This window comes from Thiobacillus sp. (assembly GCF_018780105.1).
Classification (GTDB): Bacteria; Pseudomonadota; Gammaproteobacteria; order Burkholderiales; family Thiobacillaceae; genus Thiobacillus.
On sequence record NZ_JADMKC010000002.1, the window covers coordinates 175,976 to 196,635 of the forward strand.

Annotated in this window: 21 protein-coding genes; 11 read left to right on the forward strand and 10 right to left on the reverse strand. The window is 62.3% G+C overall.

The features are described 5' to 3' along the window. Positions 1-8: 8 nt before the first annotated feature. Complete coding sequence (locus IV098_RS01320; protein ID WP_296885667.1) at positions 9-938, reverse strand: LysR family transcriptional regulator; 930 nt, start codon at positions 936-938, stop codon at positions 9-11. 156 nt (positions 939-1,094) lie between these two features. Between IV098_RS01320 and IV098_RS01325 the strand changes: the two genes are divergently transcribed. The 5 genes from IV098_RS01325 (at position 1,095) to IV098_RS01345 (ending at position 6,836) form a co-directional block, all read left to right on the forward strand. Further along, positions 1,095-2,516: a form I ribulose bisphosphate carboxylase large subunit gene (locus IV098_RS01325; RefSeq protein ID WP_296885669.1), complete on the forward strand. Its 1,422-nt coding sequence runs from the start codon at positions 1,095-1,097 to the stop codon at positions 2,514-2,516. 114 nt (positions 2,517-2,630) lie between these two features. Continuing rightward, positions 2,631-2,987 (forward strand): ribulose bisphosphate carboxylase small subunit, encoded by a 357-nt coding sequence (locus tag IV098_RS01330; RefSeq protein WP_296885670.1) that lies wholly within the window; start codon positions 2,631-2,633, stop codon positions 2,985-2,987. Positions 2,988-3,154: 167 nt separating this feature from the next. After that, positions 3,155-3,958 (forward strand): CbbQ/NirQ/NorQ/GpvN family protein, encoded by an 804-nt coding sequence (locus tag IV098_RS01335; RefSeq protein WP_296885672.1) that lies wholly within the window; start codon positions 3,155-3,157, stop codon positions 3,956-3,958. 133 nt (positions 3,959-4,091) lie between these two features. Beyond that, positions 4,092-6,479, forward strand: a complete 2,388-nt coding sequence (locus IV098_RS01340; protein ID WP_296885673.1) for a nitric oxide reductase activation protein NorD — start codon at positions 4,092-4,094, stop codon at positions 6,477-6,479. Positions 6,480-6,533: 54 nt separating this feature from the next. Continuing rightward, complete coding sequence (locus IV098_RS01345) at positions 6,534-6,836, forward strand: hypothetical protein (protein WP_296885675.1); 303 nt, start codon at positions 6,534-6,536, stop codon at positions 6,834-6,836. 143 nt (positions 6,837-6,979) lie between these two features. Here IV098_RS01345 and IV098_RS01350 read toward each other — a convergent pair whose 3' ends face one another. Further along, positions 6,980-7,618: an MBL fold metallo-hydrolase gene (locus IV098_RS01350; RefSeq protein ID WP_296885677.1), complete on the reverse strand. Its 639-nt coding sequence runs from the start codon at positions 7,616-7,618 to the stop codon at positions 6,980-6,982. Between the two features lie 41 nt (positions 7,619-7,659). Between IV098_RS01350 and IV098_RS01355 the strand changes: the two genes are divergently transcribed. The 4 genes from IV098_RS01355 (at position 7,660) to IV098_RS01370 (ending at position 10,275) form a co-directional block, all read left to right on the forward strand. Beyond that, complete coding sequence (locus tag IV098_RS01355) at positions 7,660-8,292, forward strand: HEAT repeat domain-containing protein (RefSeq protein ID WP_296885679.1); 633 nt, start codon at positions 7,660-7,662, stop codon at positions 8,290-8,292. A 19-nt stretch (positions 8,293-8,311) separates the two neighbouring features. Further along, entirely contained in the window at positions 8,312-8,755 is a 444-nt protein-coding gene (locus tag IV098_RS01360; protein WP_296885681.1) for a GFA family protein, read from the forward strand. Further along, positions 8,752-9,531 (forward strand): PhzF family phenazine biosynthesis protein, encoded by a 780-nt coding sequence (locus IV098_RS01365; RefSeq protein ID WP_296885684.1) that lies wholly within the window; start codon positions 8,752-8,754, stop codon positions 9,529-9,531. Before IV098_RS01360 ends, IV098_RS01365 begins: the two co-directional genes overlap by 4 nt. Positions 9,532-9,810: 279 nt before the next feature. Next, entirely contained in the window at positions 9,811-10,275 is a 465-nt protein-coding gene (locus tag IV098_RS01370) for a c-type cytochrome (protein ID WP_296885686.1), read from the forward strand. A 286-nt stretch (positions 10,276-10,561) separates the two neighbouring features. On the opposite strand, the gene IV098_RS01375 is transcribed toward IV098_RS01370, so the two are convergent. Continuing rightward, positions 10,562-11,293, reverse strand: coding sequence for a PEP-CTERM sorting domain-containing protein (locus tag IV098_RS01375; RefSeq protein WP_296885688.1), 732 nt, complete (start codon positions 11,291-11,293; stop codon positions 10,562-10,564). A 587-nt stretch (positions 11,294-11,880) separates the two neighbouring features. Here IV098_RS01375 and IV098_RS01380 point away from each other — a divergent pair. Then, positions 11,881-12,804, forward strand: a complete 924-nt coding sequence (locus IV098_RS01380) for a DMT family transporter (RefSeq protein WP_296885690.1) — start codon at positions 11,881-11,883, stop codon at positions 12,802-12,804. Between the two features lie 3 nt (positions 12,805-12,807). Further along, positions 12,808-14,223 (forward strand): C13 family peptidase, encoded by a 1,416-nt coding sequence (locus tag IV098_RS01385; protein WP_296885693.1) that lies wholly within the window; start codon positions 12,808-12,810, stop codon positions 14,221-14,223. A 206-nt stretch (positions 14,224-14,429) separates the two neighbouring features. On the opposite strand, the gene IV098_RS01390 is transcribed toward IV098_RS01385, so the two are convergent. The 7 genes from IV098_RS01390 to IV098_RS01420 form a co-directional block, all read right to left on the reverse strand. Then, positions 14,430-15,227: a PhnD/SsuA/transferrin family substrate-binding protein gene (locus IV098_RS01390; RefSeq protein WP_296885695.1), complete on the reverse strand. Its 798-nt coding sequence runs from the start codon at positions 15,225-15,227 to the stop codon at positions 14,430-14,432. 172 nt (positions 15,228-15,399) lie between these two features. Continuing rightward, entirely contained in the window at positions 15,400-15,714 is a 315-nt protein-coding gene (locus IV098_RS01395; RefSeq protein WP_296885697.1) for a hypothetical protein, read from the reverse strand. Then, entirely contained in the window at positions 15,711-16,085 is a 375-nt protein-coding gene (locus tag IV098_RS01400; RefSeq protein WP_296886316.1) for a DUF2237 domain-containing protein, read from the reverse strand. The genes IV098_RS01395 and IV098_RS01400 overlap by 4 nt, the downstream gene beginning before the upstream one ends. A 73-nt stretch (positions 16,086-16,158) precedes the next feature. After that, positions 16,159-17,394 carry a lytic murein transglycosylase gene (locus IV098_RS01405; protein WP_296885700.1) on the reverse strand — a complete coding sequence of 412 codons (1,236 nt, stop codon included), beginning with the start codon at positions 17,392-17,394 and terminating at the stop codon, positions 16,159-16,161. Next, a complete protein-coding gene (locus IV098_RS01410) occupies positions 17,387-19,153 on the reverse strand; it encodes an N-acetylglutaminylglutamine amidotransferase (RefSeq protein WP_296885701.1) in 1,767 nt (588 codons plus the stop codon). The genes IV098_RS01405 and IV098_RS01410 overlap by 8 nt, the downstream gene beginning before the upstream one ends. A 36-nt stretch (positions 19,154-19,189) precedes the next feature. Then, the gene (locus IV098_RS01415; RefSeq protein WP_296885703.1) at positions 19,190-19,582 is read right to left on the reverse strand and encodes an HIT family protein; all 393 of its coding nucleotides are present in this window, start codon (positions 19,580-19,582) and stop codon (positions 19,190-19,192) included. 47 nt (positions 19,583-19,629) lie between these two features. Next, positions 19,630-20,613: a serine/threonine protein kinase gene (locus IV098_RS01420; protein WP_296885706.1), complete on the reverse strand. Its 984-nt coding sequence runs from the start codon at positions 20,611-20,613 to the stop codon at positions 19,630-19,632. Positions 20,614-20,660 lie beyond the last annotated feature (47 nt).

Sequence of the window (20,660 nt, forward strand, 5' to 3'; positions counted from 1 at the left end):
CCAATACGCTACTTCTTGTTGCCCGTCGTCGTCACTGCGGCCGGCGCAGCCTCCCCCCGCCCCAGCAAATAATCCAGAAACGCCCGCGCCACCACCGACAACTGCCGCCCGGCCGGATACACGGCATACCAGTGGCGCAGGATGGGAAAGCCTTCGACGTCGAGCACGGCGAACTGGTCGGGCGCGTTGAGGGTGAGGGCGTGGCGCGAGAGGGCGGAGATGCCGAGGCCAGCGAGGATGGCCTGCTTGATCGCTTCGTTGCTGCCCAGCTCCAGGCGCGGATGGATGTTGAGGCCGTGGCCGCTGAAGATGCGCTCGATGGCGTTGCGGGTGCCGGAGCCTTTTTCGCGCATCAGCCAGGTTTCCCGCGCAATGCGTTCGAGCGGAATTCTCTTTTGGTTCGCCAGCGGGTGATCCGGCGCGGCCACGACGATGATAGGGTTGTCCATGATGGGGGTGGCGACGACGTCGATGTCTTCCGGCGGCTGGCCGAGAAAATACAGGTCGTCGAGGTTGTCGGCGATGCTGGCCAGTACCTGTTCCTTGTTGGTGACGCGCAGGCTGACGTCGATGCCGGGGTAGAGCTTGGAGAATTCGCCGAGCAGGCGCGGGGCGAAATACGAGGCGGTGGTGATCGCCATCAGGCTGAGTTTGCCTTGTTTCAATCCGCGCCGTTCGTCTACCGACATGGTGTAGCGGTCGAGGATGCCGAAGATTTCGCGGGTGGCGACCGCCAGATCCTGGCCGTCCGGGGTGAGATGGATTTTCTTGCCGACCTGTTCGATCAGCGGCGCGCCGACCGCTTCCGACAGTTTTTTCATCTGCATCGAGACGGTGGGCTGGGTGAGATAGAGCTCTTCGGAGGCGCGCGTGAAGCTGCCCAGGCGGGCGATGGCGGCGAAGATTTCGAGCTGGCGGAAGGTGGTGTGGTGGCGCATGGCGGAGGGTCCGGCTTGATCAATTCATAGATAAAAGTCTATCTTAAAAATAGAAAATATCGACTGTTATTGATGATTCGTCTGCGGCAAGATGCGTCCCATCGTGTTGAGCCACTGGGGCATTACACGGAAACCCGACCTTTATCAGGAGGAATCATGGCTGTTAAAACCTATAACGCTGGCGTGAAAGAGTACCGTCAGACCTACTGGACCCCGGATTACACCCCGCTGGACACCGACATTCTCGCTTGCTTCAAGATTACCCCGCAAGCGGGTGTGGATCGTGAAGAAGTTGCTGCTGCCGTGGCCGCCGAGTCGTCGACCGGCACCTGGACCACGGTGTGGACCGACCTGCTGACCGACCTCGACTACTACAAAGGCCGCGCCTACCGTATCGAAGACGTGCCCGGCGACGACACCTGCTTCTATGCATTCGTGGCTTACCCGATCGACCTGTTCGAAGAAGGTTCCGTCGTTAACGTGCTGACCTCGCTGGTCGGTAACGTGTTCGGCTTCAAGGCGCTGCGCGCCCTGCGTCTGGAAGACATCCGCTTCCCGATCGCTTACGTCAAAACCTGTGGCGGCCCGCCCGCTGGTATCCAGGTCGAGCGTGACCGCATGAACAAGTACGGCCGTCCGCTGCTGGGCTGCACGATCAAGCCGAAGCTGGGTCTGTCCGCCAAGAACTACGGTCGCGCTGTGTACGAATGCCTGCGCGGCGGTCTGGACTTCACCAAGGACGACGAGAACGTTAACTCGCAGCCGTTCATGCGTTGGCGTGACCGTTTCGCCTTCGTTCACGAAGCGACCCTGAAAGCCGAACGCGAGACCGGCGAGCGCAAGGGCCACTACCTGAACGTGACCGCGCCGACCCCGGAAGAGATGTACAAGCGTGCCGAGTTCGCCAAGGAAATCGGCGCACCGATCATCATGCACGACTACCTGACCGGCGGTCTGACTGCCAACACGGGTCTGGCCAACTGGTGTCGCGACAACGGCATGCTGCTGCACATCCACCGCGCCATGCACGCCGTGCTCGACCGTAACCCGCACCACGGTATCCACTTCCGCGTGCTGACCAAGGTGCTGCGTCTGTCGGGTGGTGACCACCTGCACTCCGGTACCGTCGTGGGCAAGCTGGAAGGCGACCGCGAAGCGACCCTGGGCTGGATCGACACCATGCGTGACGAGTTCATCAAGGAAGACCGTAGCCGCGGCCTGTTCTTCGATCAGGACTGGGGTTCCATGCCCGGCGTGATCCCGGTTGCGTCCGGCGGCATCCACGTGTGGCACATGCCCGCACTGGTTGCCATCTTCGGCGACGACTCCGTGCTGCAGTTCGGTGGCGGTACGCTGGGCCACCCCTGGGGCAACGCCGCTGGCGCAGCCGCGAATCGGGTTGCTTTGGAAGCCTGTGTGGAAGCCCGCAACCAGGGCCGTGCCATCGAGAAGGAAGGCAAGGACATCCTGACCGCTGCTGCCGCGCACAGCCCCGAACTGAAGATCGCCATGGAAACGTGGAAAGAGATCAAGTTCGAATTCGACACCGTCGACAAGCTGGACGTTGCTCACAAATAAGCAGGATTCAGGATTCAGGGATCAGGATTCAGGGAAAAAGGCGCGGCATAGCTGCACCGCCCCTGAATCCTGAATCCCGACCCCTGACCCCTCATCAATCTGAAAGGAAATGAAATGTCTGAAGTGATGGATTACAAAAGCCGCCTGAGCGATCCCGCCAGCCGCAAGTTCGAAACCTTCTCGTATCTGCCCGCCATGACCGCGGACAACATCAAGAAGCAGGTCGAGTACCTGGTGAAAAAAGGCTGGAACCCGGCGATCGAGCACACCGAGCCCGAGCACCTGATGGATTCGTACTGGTACATGTGGAAGCTGCCGATGTTCGGCGAGACCGACGTCGACCGCATCCTGGGCGAGGCAGAAGCGTGCCACAAAGCCAACCCCAACAACCACGTCCGTCTGGTGGGGTATAACAACTTCAACCAGTCGCAAGGCGCGGCGATGGTGATTTTCCGCGGCAAGACTGTTTAAGTCGCGACGGGTGACCGTATCAGCCCCCGTCGCCCGCTGGGCGCGGGGGCTTTTTTGTTTGGTTTGTTTGTCCGCGAAGGCCGCGTAAGCGCGCGCAGTACACTGCAGTGTATGGTCTTCGTGTGACGTCGCGTTCTTCGCGGATGAATAAATAAAGGAATCCAGATATGAGCAACATCATCGATCAGTACCGCGTTACTCAAGCGCCCTATTACCGCCCCGTCGCAGACGAAGTCGAGTTGTTTGAAGCCGCCTATTCGGTACGGATGCCGATGATGCTGAAGGGCCCGACCGGCTGCGGCAAGACGCGCTTCGTCGAATACATGGCGCACAAGCTCAACAAGCCGCTGATCACCGTGGCGTGTAACGAGGACATGACCGCGTCCGACCTGGTCGGCCGTTTTCTGCTGTCGGCGCAGGGCACCGAATGGCAGGATGGCCCGCTGGCCATCGCCGCGCGCCACGGCGCCATCTGCTACCTCGACGAAATCGTCGAAGCGCGCCAGGACACCACTGTGGTGATCCACCCGCTGACCGACAACCGGCGCGTGCTGCCACTGGAAAAGAAGGGCGAGCTGGTGCATGCCCACCCCGATTTCCAGATTGTGATTTCGTACAACCCCGGCTATCAGTCGCTGATGAAGGATCTGAAGCAGTCGACCAAGCAGCGTTTCGGCGGGCTGGACTTCACTTATCCCGATCATGCTGTCGAAACCGAAATCGTTACCCACGAATCCGGCGTCACGGCCGAGGTCGCCGGCAAGCTGGTGTCGATCGCCGAGCGTTCGCGCAACCTCAAGGGCCACGGTCTTGACGAAGGTCTGTCGACGCGCATGCTGATCTACGCAGGCTCGCTGATCGCCAAGGGCGTGAATCCGCTGGCGGCGTGCCGCGTGGCGCTGGTGCGCCCGATCACCGACGATCCCGACATGCGTGACGCGCTGGATGCGGCGGTGTCGACGTTCTTTTGATGCGAGAGATCAGGGGTCAGGATTCAGGGGCCAGGGAATGTGCGGGCAAGGCCCGCGCCCTTGAATCAAGGCACGGCCGCAGGCCGTTCCTCCCCTGATCCCTGATCCCTGAATCCTGACCCCTGGAATTGCCATGTCGATCAAACTCGAAGACTACGCTGAACTGCTGGAAGACCTGACGCCGCACACCCGGGATGCGCTCGATGCCACCTGGCACGACGCGACCAAGGTGTTTTCGCCGCGCGGGCTGGACAATTACCTCAAGGGCATTTCTGCCATCCGCGGTCTCGGACGCGGCGATTCTCTGGTGGAAACGTGGATCGAGAATGCGCCGCGGGTCGCCAAGGAAGTGGGCGAAGACGTGGTGGCCGATCTCGCCACCGCGTCGCTGATGCTGGCCTCGAAAACCTCGGGCGCGGTGATCGAGCTGCTGCTGGCGACCGCGCCCACCGCGGCCAACCGCCTGGGCGACGCGCAGCTGTTCCTCAACTACCTGCAGTTCATCAACACCCTGATCGCACAGGCGCCGCGCGGCGTACGGCCGATGCTGGACAAGCTCGAAGTGCTGTTCCAGCAATTGACGCTGGGCGGCCTGCGGCGCTGGGCGCTGTGGGGTGCGCACGCGCACCGCACCAACTACGAGGAGCAGATCCGCTACTTCAGCCTGGAATCGAAAGAGTCGATCGCCATGCTGCAGAAGGAGCGCAAGGGCACGCTGCTGGTGGATGTACAGCGCCGCATCAACATGTATCTGCGGGCGCTGTGGGCGCGCGATTTTTTCATGCGCCCCACCTCGGGCGACTTTGAAACGCGCGAAGGCTACCGGCCTTACATCGAGGACTACCTGCTGCATCTGCCCGATGCGATGGACGATTGGACTTCTCCCCTCCCCCCTGGTGGGGGAGGGGTCGGGGGAGAGGGGGCAACGGCCTCCGGCCTCGAACTGTATCGCGCCACCGCCGCGCACTGCGCCGCGCACGTGGTCGAAACCCGGCAGCCGATTTCGGCCGAGTCGCTCAACCCGATGCAGATGGCGGTGATCAGCGTGATCGAGGACGCGCGCGTCGAGGCGCTGTCGATCCGCCGTTTTCCGGGTTTGAAACAACTCTGGAGCAAGCTGCACACCGCCACGCCGGAGATGAACGCCAGCGCGGGCGACTACCTGAGCCGCCTGGCGCGTGCGCTGCTGGACGACAGCTACGCCGACAGCGATCCGTGGATCGCGGAAGGCCGCATGCTGTTTGCCGCCGCGGCTCAGGATAATCAAGACAACAAGCTCGACAACAACCAAACGTCGTGGGAAATCGGCGTGCAGCTGGCGCACAGCCTCAGCCAGAAAAGGCTCGGGTTCAACCCGCGCAGCGATCTGCAGACCGCGATCTACCGCGACGACAACCGCTATTTCTGGGCATTCGAGGAATTCGACTTCGACAAGGCCGCGGGCGCCGGTTACGAATCCGTCAAGCAGGTTCGCAAGAACGTGAACGTGATGGAAATGGCCAACGAGGTCGAGGTCGAGGGCGCGGGCGACGATGCCGAGGAAATCTGGGTGCTGTCGACCGAGCTGTTTCCCTACGAGGACATGGGCGTCAGCTGGAACGAGATGGAAGGCAAGGAGCCGGTGTCGGATCCCTTCCACTATTCCGAATGGGATTACCAGATCCAGCTGGAGCGTCCGGCCTGGGCGACCGTGCTGGAGAAGCGCGCCAAGACCGGCGATCTGCAGGTGATCGACGACATTGCCGCCAAGTACAAGCGCGAAATCCACCGCATGAAATTCCTGCTCGACGCGATGCAGCCGCAGGGCGTGCAGCGCATCCGCAAGCTGGAAGACGGCGACGAGATCGACATCAACGCGGCGATTGCCAGCTTCATCGACATTCGCCTCGGCAACCAGCCCGACCCGCGCATCATGATGCGCAGCGTGCGCAAGACGCGCGACTTCTCGATTCTGGTGCTGCTGGACTTGTCGGAATCGACCAACGAAACCGTGCAGGGGCAGGAATACTCGGTGCGCGAACTGACCCAGCAGGCCTGCGTGCTGCTGGCCGATGCGATCGACAAGGTGGGCGATCCGTTCGCCATCCACGGCTTCTGCTCGGATGGCCGCCACGACGTCGAGTACTACCGCTTCAAGGACTTCGACCAGCACTGGGACGAAACGCCCAAGGCCAAACTGGCGGGCATGACCGGCCAGCTGTCGACCCGCATGGGCGCGGCCGTGCGCCACGCCGGACACTACCTCAAGCTGCAGCGCTCGGCGAAGAAGCTGCTCATCGTCATCACCGACGGCGAGCCCGCCGACATCGACGTGCGCGACCCGCAATACCTGCGCATGGACACCAAGAAGGCGGTGGAAGAAGTCGCGCGCGACGGCGTCATGACCTATTGCATGAGCCTCGATCCGCGTGCCGACAATTATGTGTCGCGCATTTTCGGGCAGAACAATTTCATGGTCGTCGACCACGTGCAGCGCCTGCCGGAGAAGCTCCCGCTGCTGTATGCTGGGCTGACCCGCTAACCCATATCCGCGCTGCCCGTATGCGGCCAGCGCGGACACAACAAGGTCTCAAGCATGAACGCCACCAACACCTACATCGGATTTCACAACGACCACCACGGCATCACCCAGCTCGGCCGCATCGTGCTGGATGGCTGGGTGTTTGGCTTCATTCCCGAAACCGAAGACTGCACCGGCTGGGATCTGGGGCGGATGCAACTGCTGATGGACAAGATCAGCCAGGAATGGGACAAGTACAACGCCCTGCCGAGCCGCCTGCCGCCCGAGCTGCAACAGCGCCATACCGAGATTTACGCGAAGGCGATGTCGGACGCGCGCACCAAGGGCTGGAACCCCGAACTCGGCGATGACGAATAAGCCGGGTTGCTGATTATTGATTCAGCCGGTTGGAGTTCCGTCATTCCGGCGAAAGCCGGAATCCAGCCTAATTGACTGGACCCCGGCTTTCGCCGGGGTGACAGCTAAAGTTTTCGTGCCGGACAACAGCTTGCGCGGCAGTATCAGCCCCGCTCATCCGCCACAAAGGGATTCTCGCGGCGCTCGTGGCCGAAGGTCGACATCGCGCCGTGGCCGGGCACAAAGCGTACGTCGTCGCCCAGCGGAAACAGCTTTTCCCGGATCGCCCGGATCAGGTCCGCGTGCTTGCCGCGCGGAAAGTCGGTGCGGCCGATCGACCCCTTGAACAGCACATCGCCCACAAAGGCGAGCTTGTCGCCGCGTTCGTAAAACACCACATGGCCGGGCGTGTGCCCGGGGCAGTGCAGCACCTCGAAAACCAACGAACCCACTGGGACGCAATCGCCGTCCTCCAGCCACTGATCGGGCGAAAATGCGAGCGCCGGCGGAAAGCCGAACAGCTCGGCCTGCTGCGGCAACATATCCAGCCAGAACTGTTCTTCCCGCTGCGGGCCGACGATGGGAATGCCGAGCGCCTCGCGCAGTTCCACCGCCGCACCGACGTGGTCGAGATGGCCGTGGGTGAGCAGGATTTTTTCCAGCGTGAGACCGCGCGTTTGCACTTCCGCCAGCAGGCGTTCGGCTTCGCCGCCCGGATCGATCAGCGCCGCGCAGCCGGCCGCGTCCCACACCAGCGAGCAGTTTTGTTGGTACGGGGTTACGGGGAGAATGGTAAATTCCATGCACGTCATTATCGCCCCGCCGCTTTCATTCAACCAATGCCATGCCTGCACCCGACGCCCTGCTCCTCGTTTCCACCCACTGCCCGCATTGCCCGGCGATGCTGACGGCGCTGGCCGACTTGCTGAAACAGGGCGTGATCGGCCGTCTTGAAGCCGTCAATCTCGAACAGCGCCCCGAAGTCGGACAGGCGCTCGGCGTACGCACGGTGCCGTGGCTGCGCCTCGGCCGCATCGAACTCGCCGGCGTGCACAGCAAAACCGAACTCGCCGACTGGGCCGCCAAGGCCGACAGCGAAGCGGGCATCGCCGACTGGTTCCACGTCTTGCTGAAAGAAGGGCAGTTGCCCAAAGCGCAGGCGATGATCGAAGCCGGTCCCACCCTGCTGGCAGCGGTGCTGCCCATCGTCGGCAACGTAGACGCCAGCCTCAATGTGCGCCTCGGCGCCGGCGTGCTGCTGGAAGAATTTGCCGGCAGCGACACCCTGCGTGCCCTGCTGCCACGGCTGGGCGAACTGTCGCAGCATGCCGACGCGCGGGTGCGGGCGGATGCCTGCCATTACCTGGGGCTGACCGGTGATGCCGCCGCCAAGCCCTGGCTTGATGCGCGCCTCGACGACGAGGATGCAGACGTGCGGGAAATCGCAGCGGAGAGTTTGCAGGCTATTTCGGGTTAGATGCTCATGGGGGTGTTGCATGCAGGGTAAATGTCTTTGCGGAGAAGTTGAGTTCGTGGTGTCTGGCACGCTGCCGAACCTCTATCAATGCCACTGTTCCTTATGCCGTAAGGCAACGGGCTCCGCGGCAAACGCGGCGCTTATTGCCCCAAGCGGGAATTTTCAGTGGGTCTGCGGGCAGGAACACATAGCCTCGTACGTGGGAAACAACGGTTACCGCTCGGATTTCTGTTCGAAATGCGGAAGCCCCTTACCCAACCCGCTCAAGGGCCGGGCTGAATATTGGATACCCGCTGGCTTGCTTGAAGACAATGCAAACCTGCAAATAGCGGCCCATTTGCATGTCGGGTCAAAAGCTTCTTGGGATGTGATCGCCTCCAGCGGGGTTCAATACCGGGAAGCGCCCGATTTGGATAGCCTGTTAAAGGTGCTTCGGGAAAACGCGGACGCTCAACCATCATGAAGATCAAGCAATACCAGGTGGATGCCTTCGCCACCCGCGCCTTCGAAGGCAACCCGGCTGCCGTGTGCCCGCTCGACAGCTGGCTGGACGACATCCAGCTTCAAGCCATCGCGGAGGAAAACAATTTGTCCGAGACCGCGTTTTTCGTGCCCTCGGAAAAAGGTTTTCATCTACGCTGGTTCACGCCGGTGAAGGAGATTGACCTGTGCGGCCACGCTACTTTGGCGGCGGCGCATATCCTCTTCGATAGCCTGGGCTACGCCAAACCGGCCATCACGTTTGAAACGCGTAGCGGCGATCTGTTCGTGACCCGTAAAGGACAGCTGCTGGAAATGGATTTCCCGGCCTGCCCGCCGACGCCCTGCCTGCTCCCCGAGCTGTTGGCGGAAGGGCTCGGCCAACGTCCGCTGGCGGTGCTGGCTGCCGACGATTACATCGCCGTATTCGATAACGAAGCCACCATTCGTGCGATTACGCCTAACCAGGTATTACTGGGCCAGCTCGATTTGCGCGGCGTCGCCGTCACCGCACCTGGTGTGGAAGTCGATTTCGTCAGCCGTTTTTTTGCCCCCAAATATGGCATTGCCGAAGACCCCGTCACCGGCTCCGCGCACTGCGAGCTGGCGCCCTATTGGGCCAATAAACTTGGCAAGCGCATCCTGAGCGCGAAACAGGTTTCAAGACGCGGTGGCAATATCGTTTGCGAGGTGAACGTGGACCGCGTGCGTCTTTCGGGACAGGCGGTCACGTTCATGGAGGCGGAAATTTCCTTCTAACCCGTTTCATTGGCACCAGCCAGCCAGGGTGGATGAAGCCAGCAGTCTGGTGCGTGGTTGTTGCCGATTTGTCGTCTTTACAACCACGTCCTCCCCCTTGCGGGTGTTATCTGCCGAAGGTGAACCGCACACTTACAGGTGTGCGTACAGTAGCTGCAATAAAGCTCGTTCCCGGCGAGGCTGGAAGCTCATGCTGGATCGGATGAGCGAGTTTCAAGACCCGACGGGAACCGTCAATTGATTCGTGAGCCCATTTTTCATTTTTTGCGAAAGCCAAGCATGAACACCTCAATATTCGCCTGCCTCCCCATCGTCTTAACCGGCCTGCTGGCTCAGGCCACCCACGCCGCCCCCGTCCCGGCCGACACCTTCAAAAGCGGCAAGCAGGTGTACAACGAAGTCTGCTTTGCCTGCCATAAAACAGGTGTGGCGCATGCGCCCAAATTCGGCAACAAGACCGACTGGGCGCCGCTCATCGAGGAAGGCCAGGACATCCTGACGGCGCATGCCTGGGTTGGCGTGCGCGCCATGCCCGCCAAGGGCGGCAAGCCAGACCTCAAGCTGACCGAGTTTGCCCGCGCGGTGGCCTACATGGTCAGCGAGTCGGGCGGCAACTGGAAAGACCCCGACGCCGACATGATGCACAAGATCCGCAAGGAGGCGGAAAAGCGTCTGGAGAAATCGATCAAGGAGATGCAGGCGATGAAGAAGGAACTGCACCGCCTGAACGAGGAAGACGATTGAGTGGTGCCGCGGTGATGGCGTTTGATTCGATGGGGTGTTTTGCCGGTGCGGCGAGTGGCACTTGTTTGACCGTAGCTGCCTGTCATCTACTGATAGCTGACAGGCTGAGTTCGGCCAGAAGCGGCCGTTGTAGGCATTCGCCGTGCATATCCGATGTTACGACCTAAGCCGCCATCGCCCTAAATTTGTCAGGGTGGACGAAGAGGCTCAATTTACTGAGGAATTCCGACTCGCTCAAAAAACACAGGGGGCTTACGCCCCCCATGTACCACTTAAAAGGGCCGAATCACCCACGCCGCCGCGCGCGCCACCCGACCAGCCCCAAGCCCGCCAGCATCAGCGCATAGGTCTCTGCCTCCGGGACGGCGGCGACATCGCCAGGGCTTATCGCTAACGCGTAGAAATAGCTGCTCCCGTTGGCCACACTCTGGCTGCCAAGGCCAAAGTCGAAGTAGTACGCGCCTTCAGTACCGGGCGCGTACTCAGTGGCAGACCAGTAAAAGTAGGCCTGAAGATTGTCGAAAGGGGCGGTGTTATCCAGGCAGGTATTACTGGGACTAACGTAGCAGCCGCTAACAACATCGGAGGGGGTGAAATAACCGGAGTTGCCAAGAGTGTTGTAGAACAGGTGAGCCATCTCGCTACCGGTGCTGCCTGCGTAGGTAGTGCCTGCCTTGCTGATGTTGTAACCTAAATCGGTACTGCCATCCGGGCTGGAGCTGTAGTTAAAGCTGACGCCGTTGACGGGGTTAACGGTTGGTAAACGCCAGTTATCGTAGGTGTTGACCCCATCGGTAAAGCTAAGGTTGGCAGCCCAGGCGGTAGCAGCGCCATGTGTCATCTGACCATTGACGTTGGCATTAGCCAGCCAAGTGATGTCGAGGACGGTGTCGTAATAGGCTTCAAAGCTATTGATGTTGCCATTGAGATCGCGACCTTGCAGGGCTGCTTGAGCTGCGCCTGAAACAAGGCTGGCGGCGATAAGACTGGATGCGATAAGCGTGGTGCGGATGGTCATGGGGCTCCCCCGTTTTGATAGGTGTATTGCCTTACGGATGAACACTCACCCATGGCTGCCAAAGATGAATTCACTTCGGTTTGGTTGTGTGGGCGTGTCTAGCAGGATTCAGGCCACCACAGAATCAATCAGGCAAACTGTTGATTCGATAATGGTTAAATAATTGAGAGAGCGAGAGGGGGAGACGGGAAGTGTAAACTTTTCCGACAACAACTCTGCTCTGTTTAATCAGAAAACAAGGAGCAACTTTAGGCGTCGTTGAAGGCAATTGTGGAATGGCATTGCGTTAGTTGGTCTATATACGCCACCAGAGCCGACATTGGAACTGCAAGCCATGACCGGCCGCTTCGGGTCGAATGCCGTCTGCTACGCTTTGACCGGTCACTGGCCGCTCATGCCAAAAATCGGGCCGTTGCACCCCCCGGACTACCTGAAACTAACCGACGATGATGCTGGGCTGCTCAGCTCAGTCATGCTGGCCTGATTTCATATTCAGCGCCTAAACTTCGCTGCCGCCTTCCGTGGATGAAACCCAGATCGCACCCACCGTTAGCCGTTCAACTTCAACCCTGGTTTGAGCACGCACCATGTCCGTCCCCGCCGCCTATCTCGGCGTCATCCTCATCTGGTCGACCACGCCGCTCGGCATTCAATGGAGCGCGCAGGGCGCGACGTTCAGTTTTGCAGTGATGGCGCGGATGCTGATCGGGCTGGCGATCTGCGGGGTGCTGTTGCGCGCGACGCGCACCGCATTTCCGTACACCGCGGCGGCGCGGCAGTTGTATCTGGTCAGCGGCCTGTCGATTTTCGTGGCGATGCTGCTGACCTACTGGGGCGCATTGCACATTCCGTCGGGGCTGATTTCGGTGATCTTCGGCTTGTCGCCACTGGTGACTGGGGTGTTCGCGGCGCTGTGGTTAAGTGAGCGCACGCTTACGCCGCTGCGCCTGACCGGGCTTGCGCTGGCGCTGGGCGGGCTGTGGTTCATCTTTGGCCAGCCGTGGCCGGGCGACGGCCGCGCCACGCTCGGCACCGCTGCGGTGCTGGCGGGGATGACGGCGCAGGCGCTGGGGCTGGTGTGGATCAAGCGGCTCAACGTGCGGATGTCGTCGCTGGCGATCACCACGGGCTCGCTGGCGGTAGCGACGCCGCTGTTCGTGCTGGCCTGGGTGGTGGCCGACGCGGCGCAGCTGCCGGCCGACATCACGCCGCGCGCGGGGGCGGCGATGGTCTATCTCGGGGTGTTCGGATCGGTGGTGGGCTTCACGCTGTATTACTACGTGATCAAGCACATGGACGCCGGACGGGTGGCGCTGATTACGCTGATCACCCCGGTGTCCGCGTTGCTGCTGGGGCAGGCGCTCAATGCCGAATTCATTCCCGGACGCGGCTGGATCGGCATCGCGCTGATCGGCGCGGGGCTGCTGCTGTACGAATGGCAGGCGCTGGCCGGGTTAAGGTCGGCGGCCGCGCAAGCCGATAAGCCACTACCGACCTCCACGATCGATTAGCTCATGCGCGCGCTGTTTCAAAACCTGCTGGCCGGTTTCCGGCTGGCGATTTTTCTCAAGGTTCACTCGACCGACTTCCGGGTGTCGATCCGCCAGCTGGTGTGGCTGCTGCTGATCGAGTTCGCGCTCGGCGTCGGCATCAGCTACGCCATGCTGGATGGCGCGGGCAGTTTCAATGTCTATGTGGTGGTGCAGGCACTGGCCTCGGTGACGCTGACGCTGGCAGTGGCCGCGTTGCTGGCGGCCTGGCTGCGCGCGCCCGCGCTGCTGCTCGGCTATGCCGTCGCCGCCACGGCAATGGCGCCGATGCTGCTGGCCTATTCCTATGGCGGCTATGCGCTGTGGCAGCGGCTCGATCTAGAACTGGATGATTCGGTGTGGACGATCGTCTGGCTGCTGCTGGTTTCTGGCTTGCTGGCGCGTGCGGTCAAGCTGTGGGCGCCGCTCAAACTCTTCCGGCTCGCTGCGGTGGAATTTCTGCTGCTGGGCGTGCTGATCATTCAACTGTGGCTGCCGCAGCAGGATGCCTGGTATGCCGACGACAGCGGCGAGGACGACAGCGTGCTTGAAATCGGCGGCCACGAGGCGCTGCTGTACCAGCAGCCGCGTCTGCTCGACGGCACGCTGCACACCCTGCAGGCGCAGCGTCCCGATGTGAGCGATCTGTATTTCGTCGGATTTGCCGGCTATGGCTGGCAGGATGTGTTCATGAAGGAAATGAACATGGTGCGCGAGCTGTTTGACAGCCGATTCGACACGCGCGGCCGTTCGCTGGCGTTGATCAACAACACGAAAACCGGGGCCAGCGCGCCGATCGCCACCACCACCGCGCTGCAGGCTACGCTGGCGCACGTGGGCGGGCTGCTCGATCCGGAGGAAGACGTGCTGTTCCTGTTCGTCACCAGCCACGGTTCGGACAAGCCGGCTTATCTGTCGGTCGATAACAACGATCTGAAGCTGACCCAGCTGACCCCCGCCCGTCTCAAGGCGGCGCTGGCGGCGACGCCGATCAAGTGGAAAGTGATCGTGGTGTCGGCGTGTTACTCCGGCAGCTTCATTCCCGCGCTGAAAGACGACAACACGCTGGTGATCACCGCCTCGCGTGCCGACCGCAATTCATTCGGCTGCGATGCGAAGAACAGCATGACCGACTTCGGCCGCGCCTACTTTGCCGAGGCGCTCAAGCAGACGACTTCCTTTACTGCTGCGTTCAAGCTGGCCAGCCAGCGCATCGCCGCACGCGAAAAGGCCGAGGGGCTGACGCCGTCGCAGCCGCAGATGTCGCTGGGGAAAAATTTTGAGGCCAAATGGCGGGGGCGTTTGGATTGTGGCAGTGCAACGAGCCCGACAAGCGAGACAAAATCTGTCGGCCTCAATAAGCGCGAGCACCCGGCGGGGTGCTCGCGCTGGCAAAGCTGAATGGTTGCCGTACTAATGTAGTGGTGCACGCTATCTGGAACTTATATCTTGGCTTGAATGAGGCTGCCGCGCACTTACAAAAAGCCGCAGTTGTAGGTTGGTGCTGAGCGTAGCGAAGCCCAACATGGCTCGGCGCGAACGCGTTGGGCTTACCAGCCCAACCTACGCGGGTAGGGCATACGTCCGCACAAGATCGCACCACTACACTAGTATCCGGCTTCGAGGATCGCCTGTTTGATCATTTTGTAATCCGCCTGCTTGTCCACCGCAAACCCCGTCACTTTGCTGTGGATGGCTTTTTGCAGGGACTGAATGACATTCGGGCTCAGCGCAACGGCAGCCGCGCCCAGCTTGTCCTGTTCGGCCACACTCAGGTCGTCGCTCGCCATCAGGGTGAAATCCGGGGTGGTCGGCAATGGATACCAGACTTCGTATCCGCCTTTGCCAACCAGTTCGTCGGCCAGCTTGGTGCGCAGGCTGCCCGCCTGCGCATAGTCGCGCTGCATGGCCAGCACCACTTCTTCCTGGGTTTTCAGATTCATGAATTTTGCCGTCGTCTGCTTGTTGCGCTTGAGCGTGTATCGCGCCATGACGTCGAGCCAGGATTCCTTTTCGGTCAGCGCCACCGTGGTGACGTCTGCGCCCTTGCGGCGCACCAGCACGCCTGTCGCCTGATCGCGTACCCGTGCCACGGGTGAATATTTATTGTCCAGCGCCGACACCGCAACCGACGGCGGGACAAAATACAAATCCAGGCGTCCGCTTTCCAATGAACGCGTAACGTGGCGGATGCTGCGGAATAAAACCGGCGTGCACTTTACGCCGAGTGCGGTCCCGAGCGACTGCGCAAAGGGTGCGACCCAGGAATGAAAATCGCCGGTAAAAATATCGGCTTTGCCGGTTCCGGGATAAATGCCAATCTGCAATTCGGTATTGGCGGCGTGCGCCGCAAACGGCAGTGCAGGAAGCAGGATCAGGCCGGCCAGAAAGTGTCGTCTTTGCATATCGCGCTCCCAGATTGTGGATTGCCAACGGAAGCTATTACGGTCATTGGCAAAGCGGCTTGATGGCGGGCGACTGGTACGTTTGTTTAAAACGATCGCCTGTGAACCGCACCGGTGTGCACATGAGCGGATACGCGAAAGCGGACTGCAGATGAATCGGGCAACCTGGCTCTTATTTGTGCGAATCCGGCTTGCCTGGCAGGCTGAACAAGGCCTCCAGCGCCGAGCGGTTGGACTGCGCCACGACCGCGCCGCCGCCGCGATAGGCGTCCGGGCGCGGCACGAACCAGCCGCAGAAATTGGCGCGGGTTTTGTCCGGCTCCGGCTCGGCCGCGAGTTCGCGGCATTGCTTGGCGCGCCCGGCGTCGAAGTGGCGGCACATGCGGCAGGTGTGCAAATCGGCGCGGCAGCTCGGGCAGGTTTCGGTGCGCGACAGCGGCAACAGCAAGGCGAGCGTCGCGCCGCATTTCCAGCATTGCAGGCTCATGGCGTCACCCGGGCGTGGTATTGCAGATCGGCCAGCGCGACCGCGCGCAGCGCGCGTTCATGGGTGGCGTCGAGAATCACCGGCGGGGCGATGCCCGCTTCGGCCGCTTCCAGCCAGCGCGCCGCGCACACGCACCAGCGGTCACCGGGTTTGAGGCCGGGGAAACCGTATTCCGGCGCCGGCGTGCTGAGGTCGTTACCCTGCCGGCGCGAGTAGTCGAGAAACGCCCCGGTCATCTGGGCGCATACGGTATGGCTGCCCTGATCATGCGGGCCGGTATGGCACAGGCCATCGCGCGTGAAGCCGGTCAGCGGTTCCACGCTGCATACCTGCAGCACGCCACCCAGAACATTGCGTGCATCGCTCAACATCGTCTCCAGAAAACGGGATGCGAAAAAATACCACGCGCGCGGCAAACCGGGCAGGTCTGGCCGCACGGCATGCTCAGTCGGCGAAGGTAGGGGCGGGCCTGACCAGCGCGCCCGCCGCGGCTGCCGCAGCATGGCTTTGCTCGATATGCGCCAGCATGTCCGGCGACGGGTAGCCATCGGCGGGCAGCTGGTGCCGCACCTGGTAGCGGCGCAATGCGGTTTGCGTGCGTGGGCCGAGCAGGCCATCGGGCTTGCCTGCGTCGATGCCCAGTTCGTTGAGCGCGGTTTGCAGGGTTTTCATTTGCGCGGTGGTGAGCGCGCCCGCTTCGCCGTTCGTCGCCACCAGCGCCGCGCCGCCCGCAATCTGGTGCGCCAGCTGTGCCACGGACAGCGCGTAATTCTGCGAGCGGTTCCAGTCCATCACCACGTCGAAATTGTCGAACAGCATGAAGGCCGGTCCTTGCCAGCCTTGTGGCAGCACGAGCGCAGCGCGCTTCTTGACGGCGGGTAGCGCGCTGCCGTCCATCGGTTGCACGCCGCGTGCCGCCCAGTCGGCCACCGGCAGGCGATGGCCGATGCGCGCCAGCCGCCAGTCGAATCCATCGGGCAGCCGCACTTCGATCGCCACCGGTTCGCCCGCGCGCCAGCCTGCGCGTGTGAGGTAATTCGCCGCCGAATTCATGGCGTCGGGCAGTGATTGCCACAGGTCGATGCGGCCGTCGCCGTCACCGTCCACCGCGTAGGCGCGAAACGTCGAGGGCATGAACTGCATGTGGCCCATCGCGCCGGCCCAGGAGCCTTTCATGTCGATGGCGGCGACGTGGCCGGCGTCGATGATGCGCAGGGCATCGAGCAGCTGGCTGCGGAAGAATGCGCTGCGGCGGCCTTCCCACGCCAGCGTGGCGAGACTGGCGGGAATGTTGAGCGAGCCCATGTTGGCGCCGAAGTTGGTTTCCATGCCCCAGAACGCCACCAGCACTTCCCTGGGCACGCCGTATTGTTGCTCGACCGCCGCCAGCAGTTCGGCGTGTTCGGCCAGCCTGGCTTGGCCGCGCGCCACCTGACTGGGCGTCACGCGCTTGCCCAGGTAGTCGGCAAACGTGCTGAGGAATTCGGGTTGGCCGCCATCCAGCGCGATCACCCGCTCGGCCGGGGCGAGGCCGGTGAGCGCGGCGTCCAGCGTGTCGGCGGAGATTCCTTGCGCCGCTGCCTCCTGGCGGAAGGCGGCCAGCCAGCTGGCGAAATCGTCTTGTGCGAACGCGGGCGGGACGAGCCACAGTGCGAGCAGGAATAACAGACTGCTACGCATTGTTTTGCAGCCAGTACTCCAGCAGCGCCAGATGCCACAGCTTGCTGCCCTGGATACGGGTGTGGTACTGCTCCGGCGCGTCCAGCAGTTTCTCGACGTAGGCGTGCTGATACAGCCCGCGTTCGCGGCACGCCTGCGAATCGAGAATGTCGCGCATGAAGTCGAGAAACTCGCCGCGCACGAACTTCAGCGCGGGCATCGGGAAATAGCCTTTCTTGCGGTCGATCACCGCGTCGGGAATCAGGCCGCGGGCGATCTGCTTGAGTACATGTTTACCTTCGGAGGCGAGCTTCAGTTCAGGTGGCATCGAGGCCGCCAGTTCGACCAGCTGATGGTCGAGAAAGGGCACGCGCGCTTCCAGCCCCCACGCCATCGTCATGTTGTCGACGCGCTTCACCGGATCGTCGGTGATCAGCATCGTGGTGTCCATGCGCAGCACCTGGTCGATGAATGCGTCGGCGAAGGGTTCGGCCAGGTGCGCGGCGATGAGCTCGCCGGTGTAGTCGGGGCCGCAATAATCCGCGGCGGCGAGCTGGCAGAATTCGTCGTGGTCGCGGTCGAAGTAGTGCTTGCGGAAGCGGTCGAGCGGCGAACCCGTGGTTTCCGCCGCCATGCGCGGATACCAGAAATAGCCGCCGAACACTTCGTCCGCACCCTGCCCGCTCTGCACCACTTTCACCGTCTTGCTGACCTGTTCCGACAGCAGGTAGAAGGCCACTGCGTCCTGCGCGAACATCGGCTCGGACATCTGCTCCACCGCTTCGGGCAGGCGGCGCAGCACGTCGGCGTTCGGGATCAGGAATTTGTGATGGCGCGTGCCGTACATCGCCGCTACCGGGTCGGAATATTCGAACTCGTTGCCGCGTTCTTCCGGCTGGTCTTCGAAACCGACCGTGAACGTCATCAGGTCGCTCACGCCCTGCTCGGCCAGCAGCGCCACCAGCAGGCTGGAATCGAGCCCGCCGGAGAGCAGCACGCCGACCTTGACGTCGGCAATCTCGATACGCTTTTTGACCGCCTGGCGCAGGCTTTCGTGGATCGCCTCGGTCCACTCCGCTTCGCTCCTTGCTTGCGGCGGGCGCTCGGCTTTCAGCGACCAGTATTTGCGATGCCGCAGCTTGCCGCCGGCGTACACCGTCAGCGTGGTGCCCGGCGCCAGCTTGCGGATGCCGTTGTAGATCGTGCGCGGCGCGGGCACCACCGCGTGCAGGGTGAACAGGTGGTGCAGCGCCACCGCGTCGATGCCGGTGTCCACCCCGCCCGCTGCCAGCAGCGCCTGCGGCGTCGAGGCAAAGCGCAGTCCCGCGCCGGTTTCGCTGTAATACAGCGGCTTGATGCCGAGCCGGTCGCGCGCCAGAAACAGGGTTTCGCGGTTCCAGATCGCAAACGCGAACATGCCGTGCAGATGTTCGACGCAGGCCTCGCCCCATTGCAGATAAGAGCGCAGGATGACTTCGGTATCGCCGTCGGAATGGATGACGTGGCCCAGCGCAATCAGCTCGGCGCGCAGTTCCGGATAGTTGTAGATGGTGCCGTTGAACACCAGTGCGGCGCCGCTGGCCGCGTCGATCATCGGCTGCGCCGAACGCGGCGACAGGTCGATGATCGCCAGCCGGCGGTGCCCCAGCTGCACCGCGCCGTCGGTGTGCCGGCCTTCCGCATCCGGGCCGCGCCGCGCCAGTCTGGCGAGCATCCGCGTCAGGATTTCGGGGTCGGGCGTGCGCCCGTCAAAACGGAGTTCACCGGCTATGCCGCACATGTTTTCGCCTTTGCAGGTTGGAGGTCAGACGGCCTGTTACGCCCAGTATTTCGCCTTGTCCGGCAGCACCCACCGCACCCCGCCGCGCGGGTCTTCCTTGTCGCCGCGATAGCGCGGGATCAGGTGAATGTGCAGATGCGGCACGGTTTGACCGCCCGCCTGACCGTGGTTGATTCCTATGTTATAGCCGTCCGGCTGGTGATGGTTGTCGACGAATTGCCTGGCCAGCGCCAGCGACTTGAGCAAGGCGGCCTGTTCGGCTTCGGTGGCTTCGAACAGGGTGGCGAAATGCCGGCGCGGGATGATGACCGTGTGTCCCGGCGAGACGGGAAAGCCGTCCTTGTAGACCACGGTGAGTTCATCCTCTGCAATGATCCGCTTGGGGTCGAGGTGGCAGAAGGGGCAGGGCTTTGAAGTAGGAGGCGTCATGCGTAAAAGACTTCGGGTGGATGCGGAAAATCAGTGGCAGGGGGGTGTCACGCCACCAGCGGCGGCTCGTCCATCAAGGCGATCTGCTCGCGCAGTTCGAGTATCCGTTCCTGCCAGTATTGCGGCGTATTGAACCACGGAAACGCAGCCGGAAAAGCCGGGTCGTCCCAGCGCCGCGCGAGCCAGGCCGCATAGTGGATCAGGCGCAAGGTTCGGAGCGCTTCGATCAGATTGAGTTCGCGCGGATCGAATTCGGCGAAGTCTTCGTAGCCGGTGAGGATCTCGTTGAGCTGCGCCTGCTGTTCGTCGCGTTCGCCCGACAGCAGCATCCACAGGTCCTGGATCGCCGGCCCCGTGCGGCTGTCGTCGAAGTCGACGAAGTGCGGCCCGGCTTCGGTCCACAGCACATTGCCGGCGTGGCAGTCGCCGTGCAGGCGCAGCGTGCGTACGGCGCCGGCGCGCGCGTAGCAATGCGCCACCTGTTCGAGCGCGTGATCGACCACGCTGTTCCACGCCAGCGCCAGGTCCGGCGACAGCCAGTTGCCGGCGCGCAGAAAATCACGCGATGCGTAACCAAAGGTTTCGATATTCAGCACCGGGCGATGGACAAAATCGCTCAGCGCGCCGACCGCATGGATGCGGCCGAGGAAACGCCCCATCCACTGCAGGGTGTCGGCGCGGTCGAACTCGGGCATGCGGCCGCCTTGCTTGGGATAGACGGCGAAGCGGAATCCGGCGTGGGTGTGGAGCGTGGCGCCGTTCAGCTGCAAGGGCGCGACCACCGGGATTTCGCGCGCGGCAAGCTCGGCCGTGTAGGCGTGCTCTTCCAGGATGGCGGCGTCGCTCCAGCGTTCGGGCCGATAAAATTTGACCACTACCGGTGCGCTGTCTTCCACGCCGATCTGGTACACGCGATTTTCATAGCTGTTCAGCGCAAGCAGGCGGCCGTCGGCCTTGAGGCCGGTGCTGTCGAGGGCGTCGAGCGTGCAATCGGGCGTCAGCGCGGAATAGGGGTGGGACAAATCCATCATGGGCAGGGGCAAAGCGGCTATACCTTAATAGACACGCGCACCCAAGG

Excerpts from the sequence above, each read along its gene's own strand:
- IV098_RS01320 (WP_296885667.1), bottom strand. The coding sequence starts at position 938 with ATGCGCCACCACACCACCTTCCGCCAGCTCGAAATCTTCGCCGCCATC.
- IV098_RS01325 (WP_296885669.1), top strand. The coding sequence starts at position 1,095 with ATGGCTGTTAAAACCTATAACGCTGGCGTGAAAGAGTACCGTCAGACC.
- IV098_RS01330 (WP_296885670.1), top strand. The coding sequence starts at position 2,631 with ATGTCTGAAGTGATGGATTACAAAAGCCGCCTGAGCGATCCCGCCAGC.
- IV098_RS01335 (WP_296885672.1), top strand. The coding sequence starts at position 3,155 with ATGAGCAACATCATCGATCAGTACCGCGTTACTCAAGCGCCCTATTAC.
- IV098_RS01340 (WP_296885673.1), top strand. The coding sequence starts at position 4,092 with ATGTCGATCAAACTCGAAGACTACGCTGAACTGCTGGAAGACCTGACG.
- IV098_RS01345 (WP_296885675.1), top strand. The coding sequence starts at position 6,534 with ATGAACGCCACCAACACCTACATCGGATTTCACAACGACCACCACGGC.
- IV098_RS01350 (WP_296885677.1), bottom strand. The coding sequence starts at position 7,618 with ATGGAATTTACCATTCTCCCCGTAACCCCGTACCAACAAAACTGCTCG.
- IV098_RS01355 (WP_296885679.1), top strand. The coding sequence starts at position 7,660 with ATGCCTGCACCCGACGCCCTGCTCCTCGTTTCCACCCACTGCCCGCAT.
- IV098_RS01360 (WP_296885681.1), top strand. The coding sequence starts at position 8,312 with ATGCAGGGTAAATGTCTTTGCGGAGAAGTTGAGTTCGTGGTGTCTGGC.
- IV098_RS01365 (WP_296885684.1), top strand. The coding sequence starts at position 8,752 with ATGAAGATCAAGCAATACCAGGTGGATGCCTTCGCCACCCGCGCCTTC.
- IV098_RS01370 (WP_296885686.1), top strand. The coding sequence starts at position 9,811 with ATGAACACCTCAATATTCGCCTGCCTCCCCATCGTCTTAACCGGCCTG.
- IV098_RS01375 (WP_296885688.1), bottom strand. The coding sequence starts at position 11,293 with ATGACCATCCGCACCACGCTTATCGCATCCAGTCTTATCGCCGCCAGC.
- IV098_RS01380 (WP_296885690.1), top strand. The coding sequence starts at position 11,881 with ATGTCCGTCCCCGCCGCCTATCTCGGCGTCATCCTCATCTGGTCGACC.
- IV098_RS01385 (WP_296885693.1), top strand. The coding sequence starts at position 12,808 with ATGCGCGCGCTGTTTCAAAACCTGCTGGCCGGTTTCCGGCTGGCGATT.
- IV098_RS01390 (WP_296885695.1), bottom strand. The coding sequence starts at position 15,227 with ATGCAAAGACGACACTTTCTGGCCGGCCTGATCCTGCTTCCTGCACTG.
- IV098_RS01395 (WP_296885697.1), bottom strand. The coding sequence starts at position 15,714 with ATGAGCCTGCAATGCTGGAAATGCGGCGCGACGCTCGCCTTGCTGTTG.
- IV098_RS01400 (WP_296886316.1), bottom strand. The coding sequence starts at position 16,085 with ATGTTGAGCGATGCACGCAATGTTCTGGGTGGCGTGCTGCAGGTATGC.
- IV098_RS01405 (WP_296885700.1), bottom strand. The coding sequence starts at position 17,394 with ATGCGTAGCAGTCTGTTATTCCTGCTCGCACTGTGGCTCGTCCCGCCC.
- IV098_RS01410 (WP_296885701.1), bottom strand. The coding sequence starts at position 19,153 with ATGTGCGGCATAGCCGGTGAACTCCGTTTTGACGGGCGCACGCCCGAC.
- IV098_RS01415 (WP_296885703.1), bottom strand. The coding sequence starts at position 19,582 with ATGACGCCTCCTACTTCAAAGCCCTGCCCCTTCTGCCACCTCGACCCC.
- IV098_RS01420 (WP_296885706.1), bottom strand. The coding sequence starts at position 20,613 with ATGATGGATTTGTCCCACCCCTATTCCGCGCTGACGCCCGATTGCACG.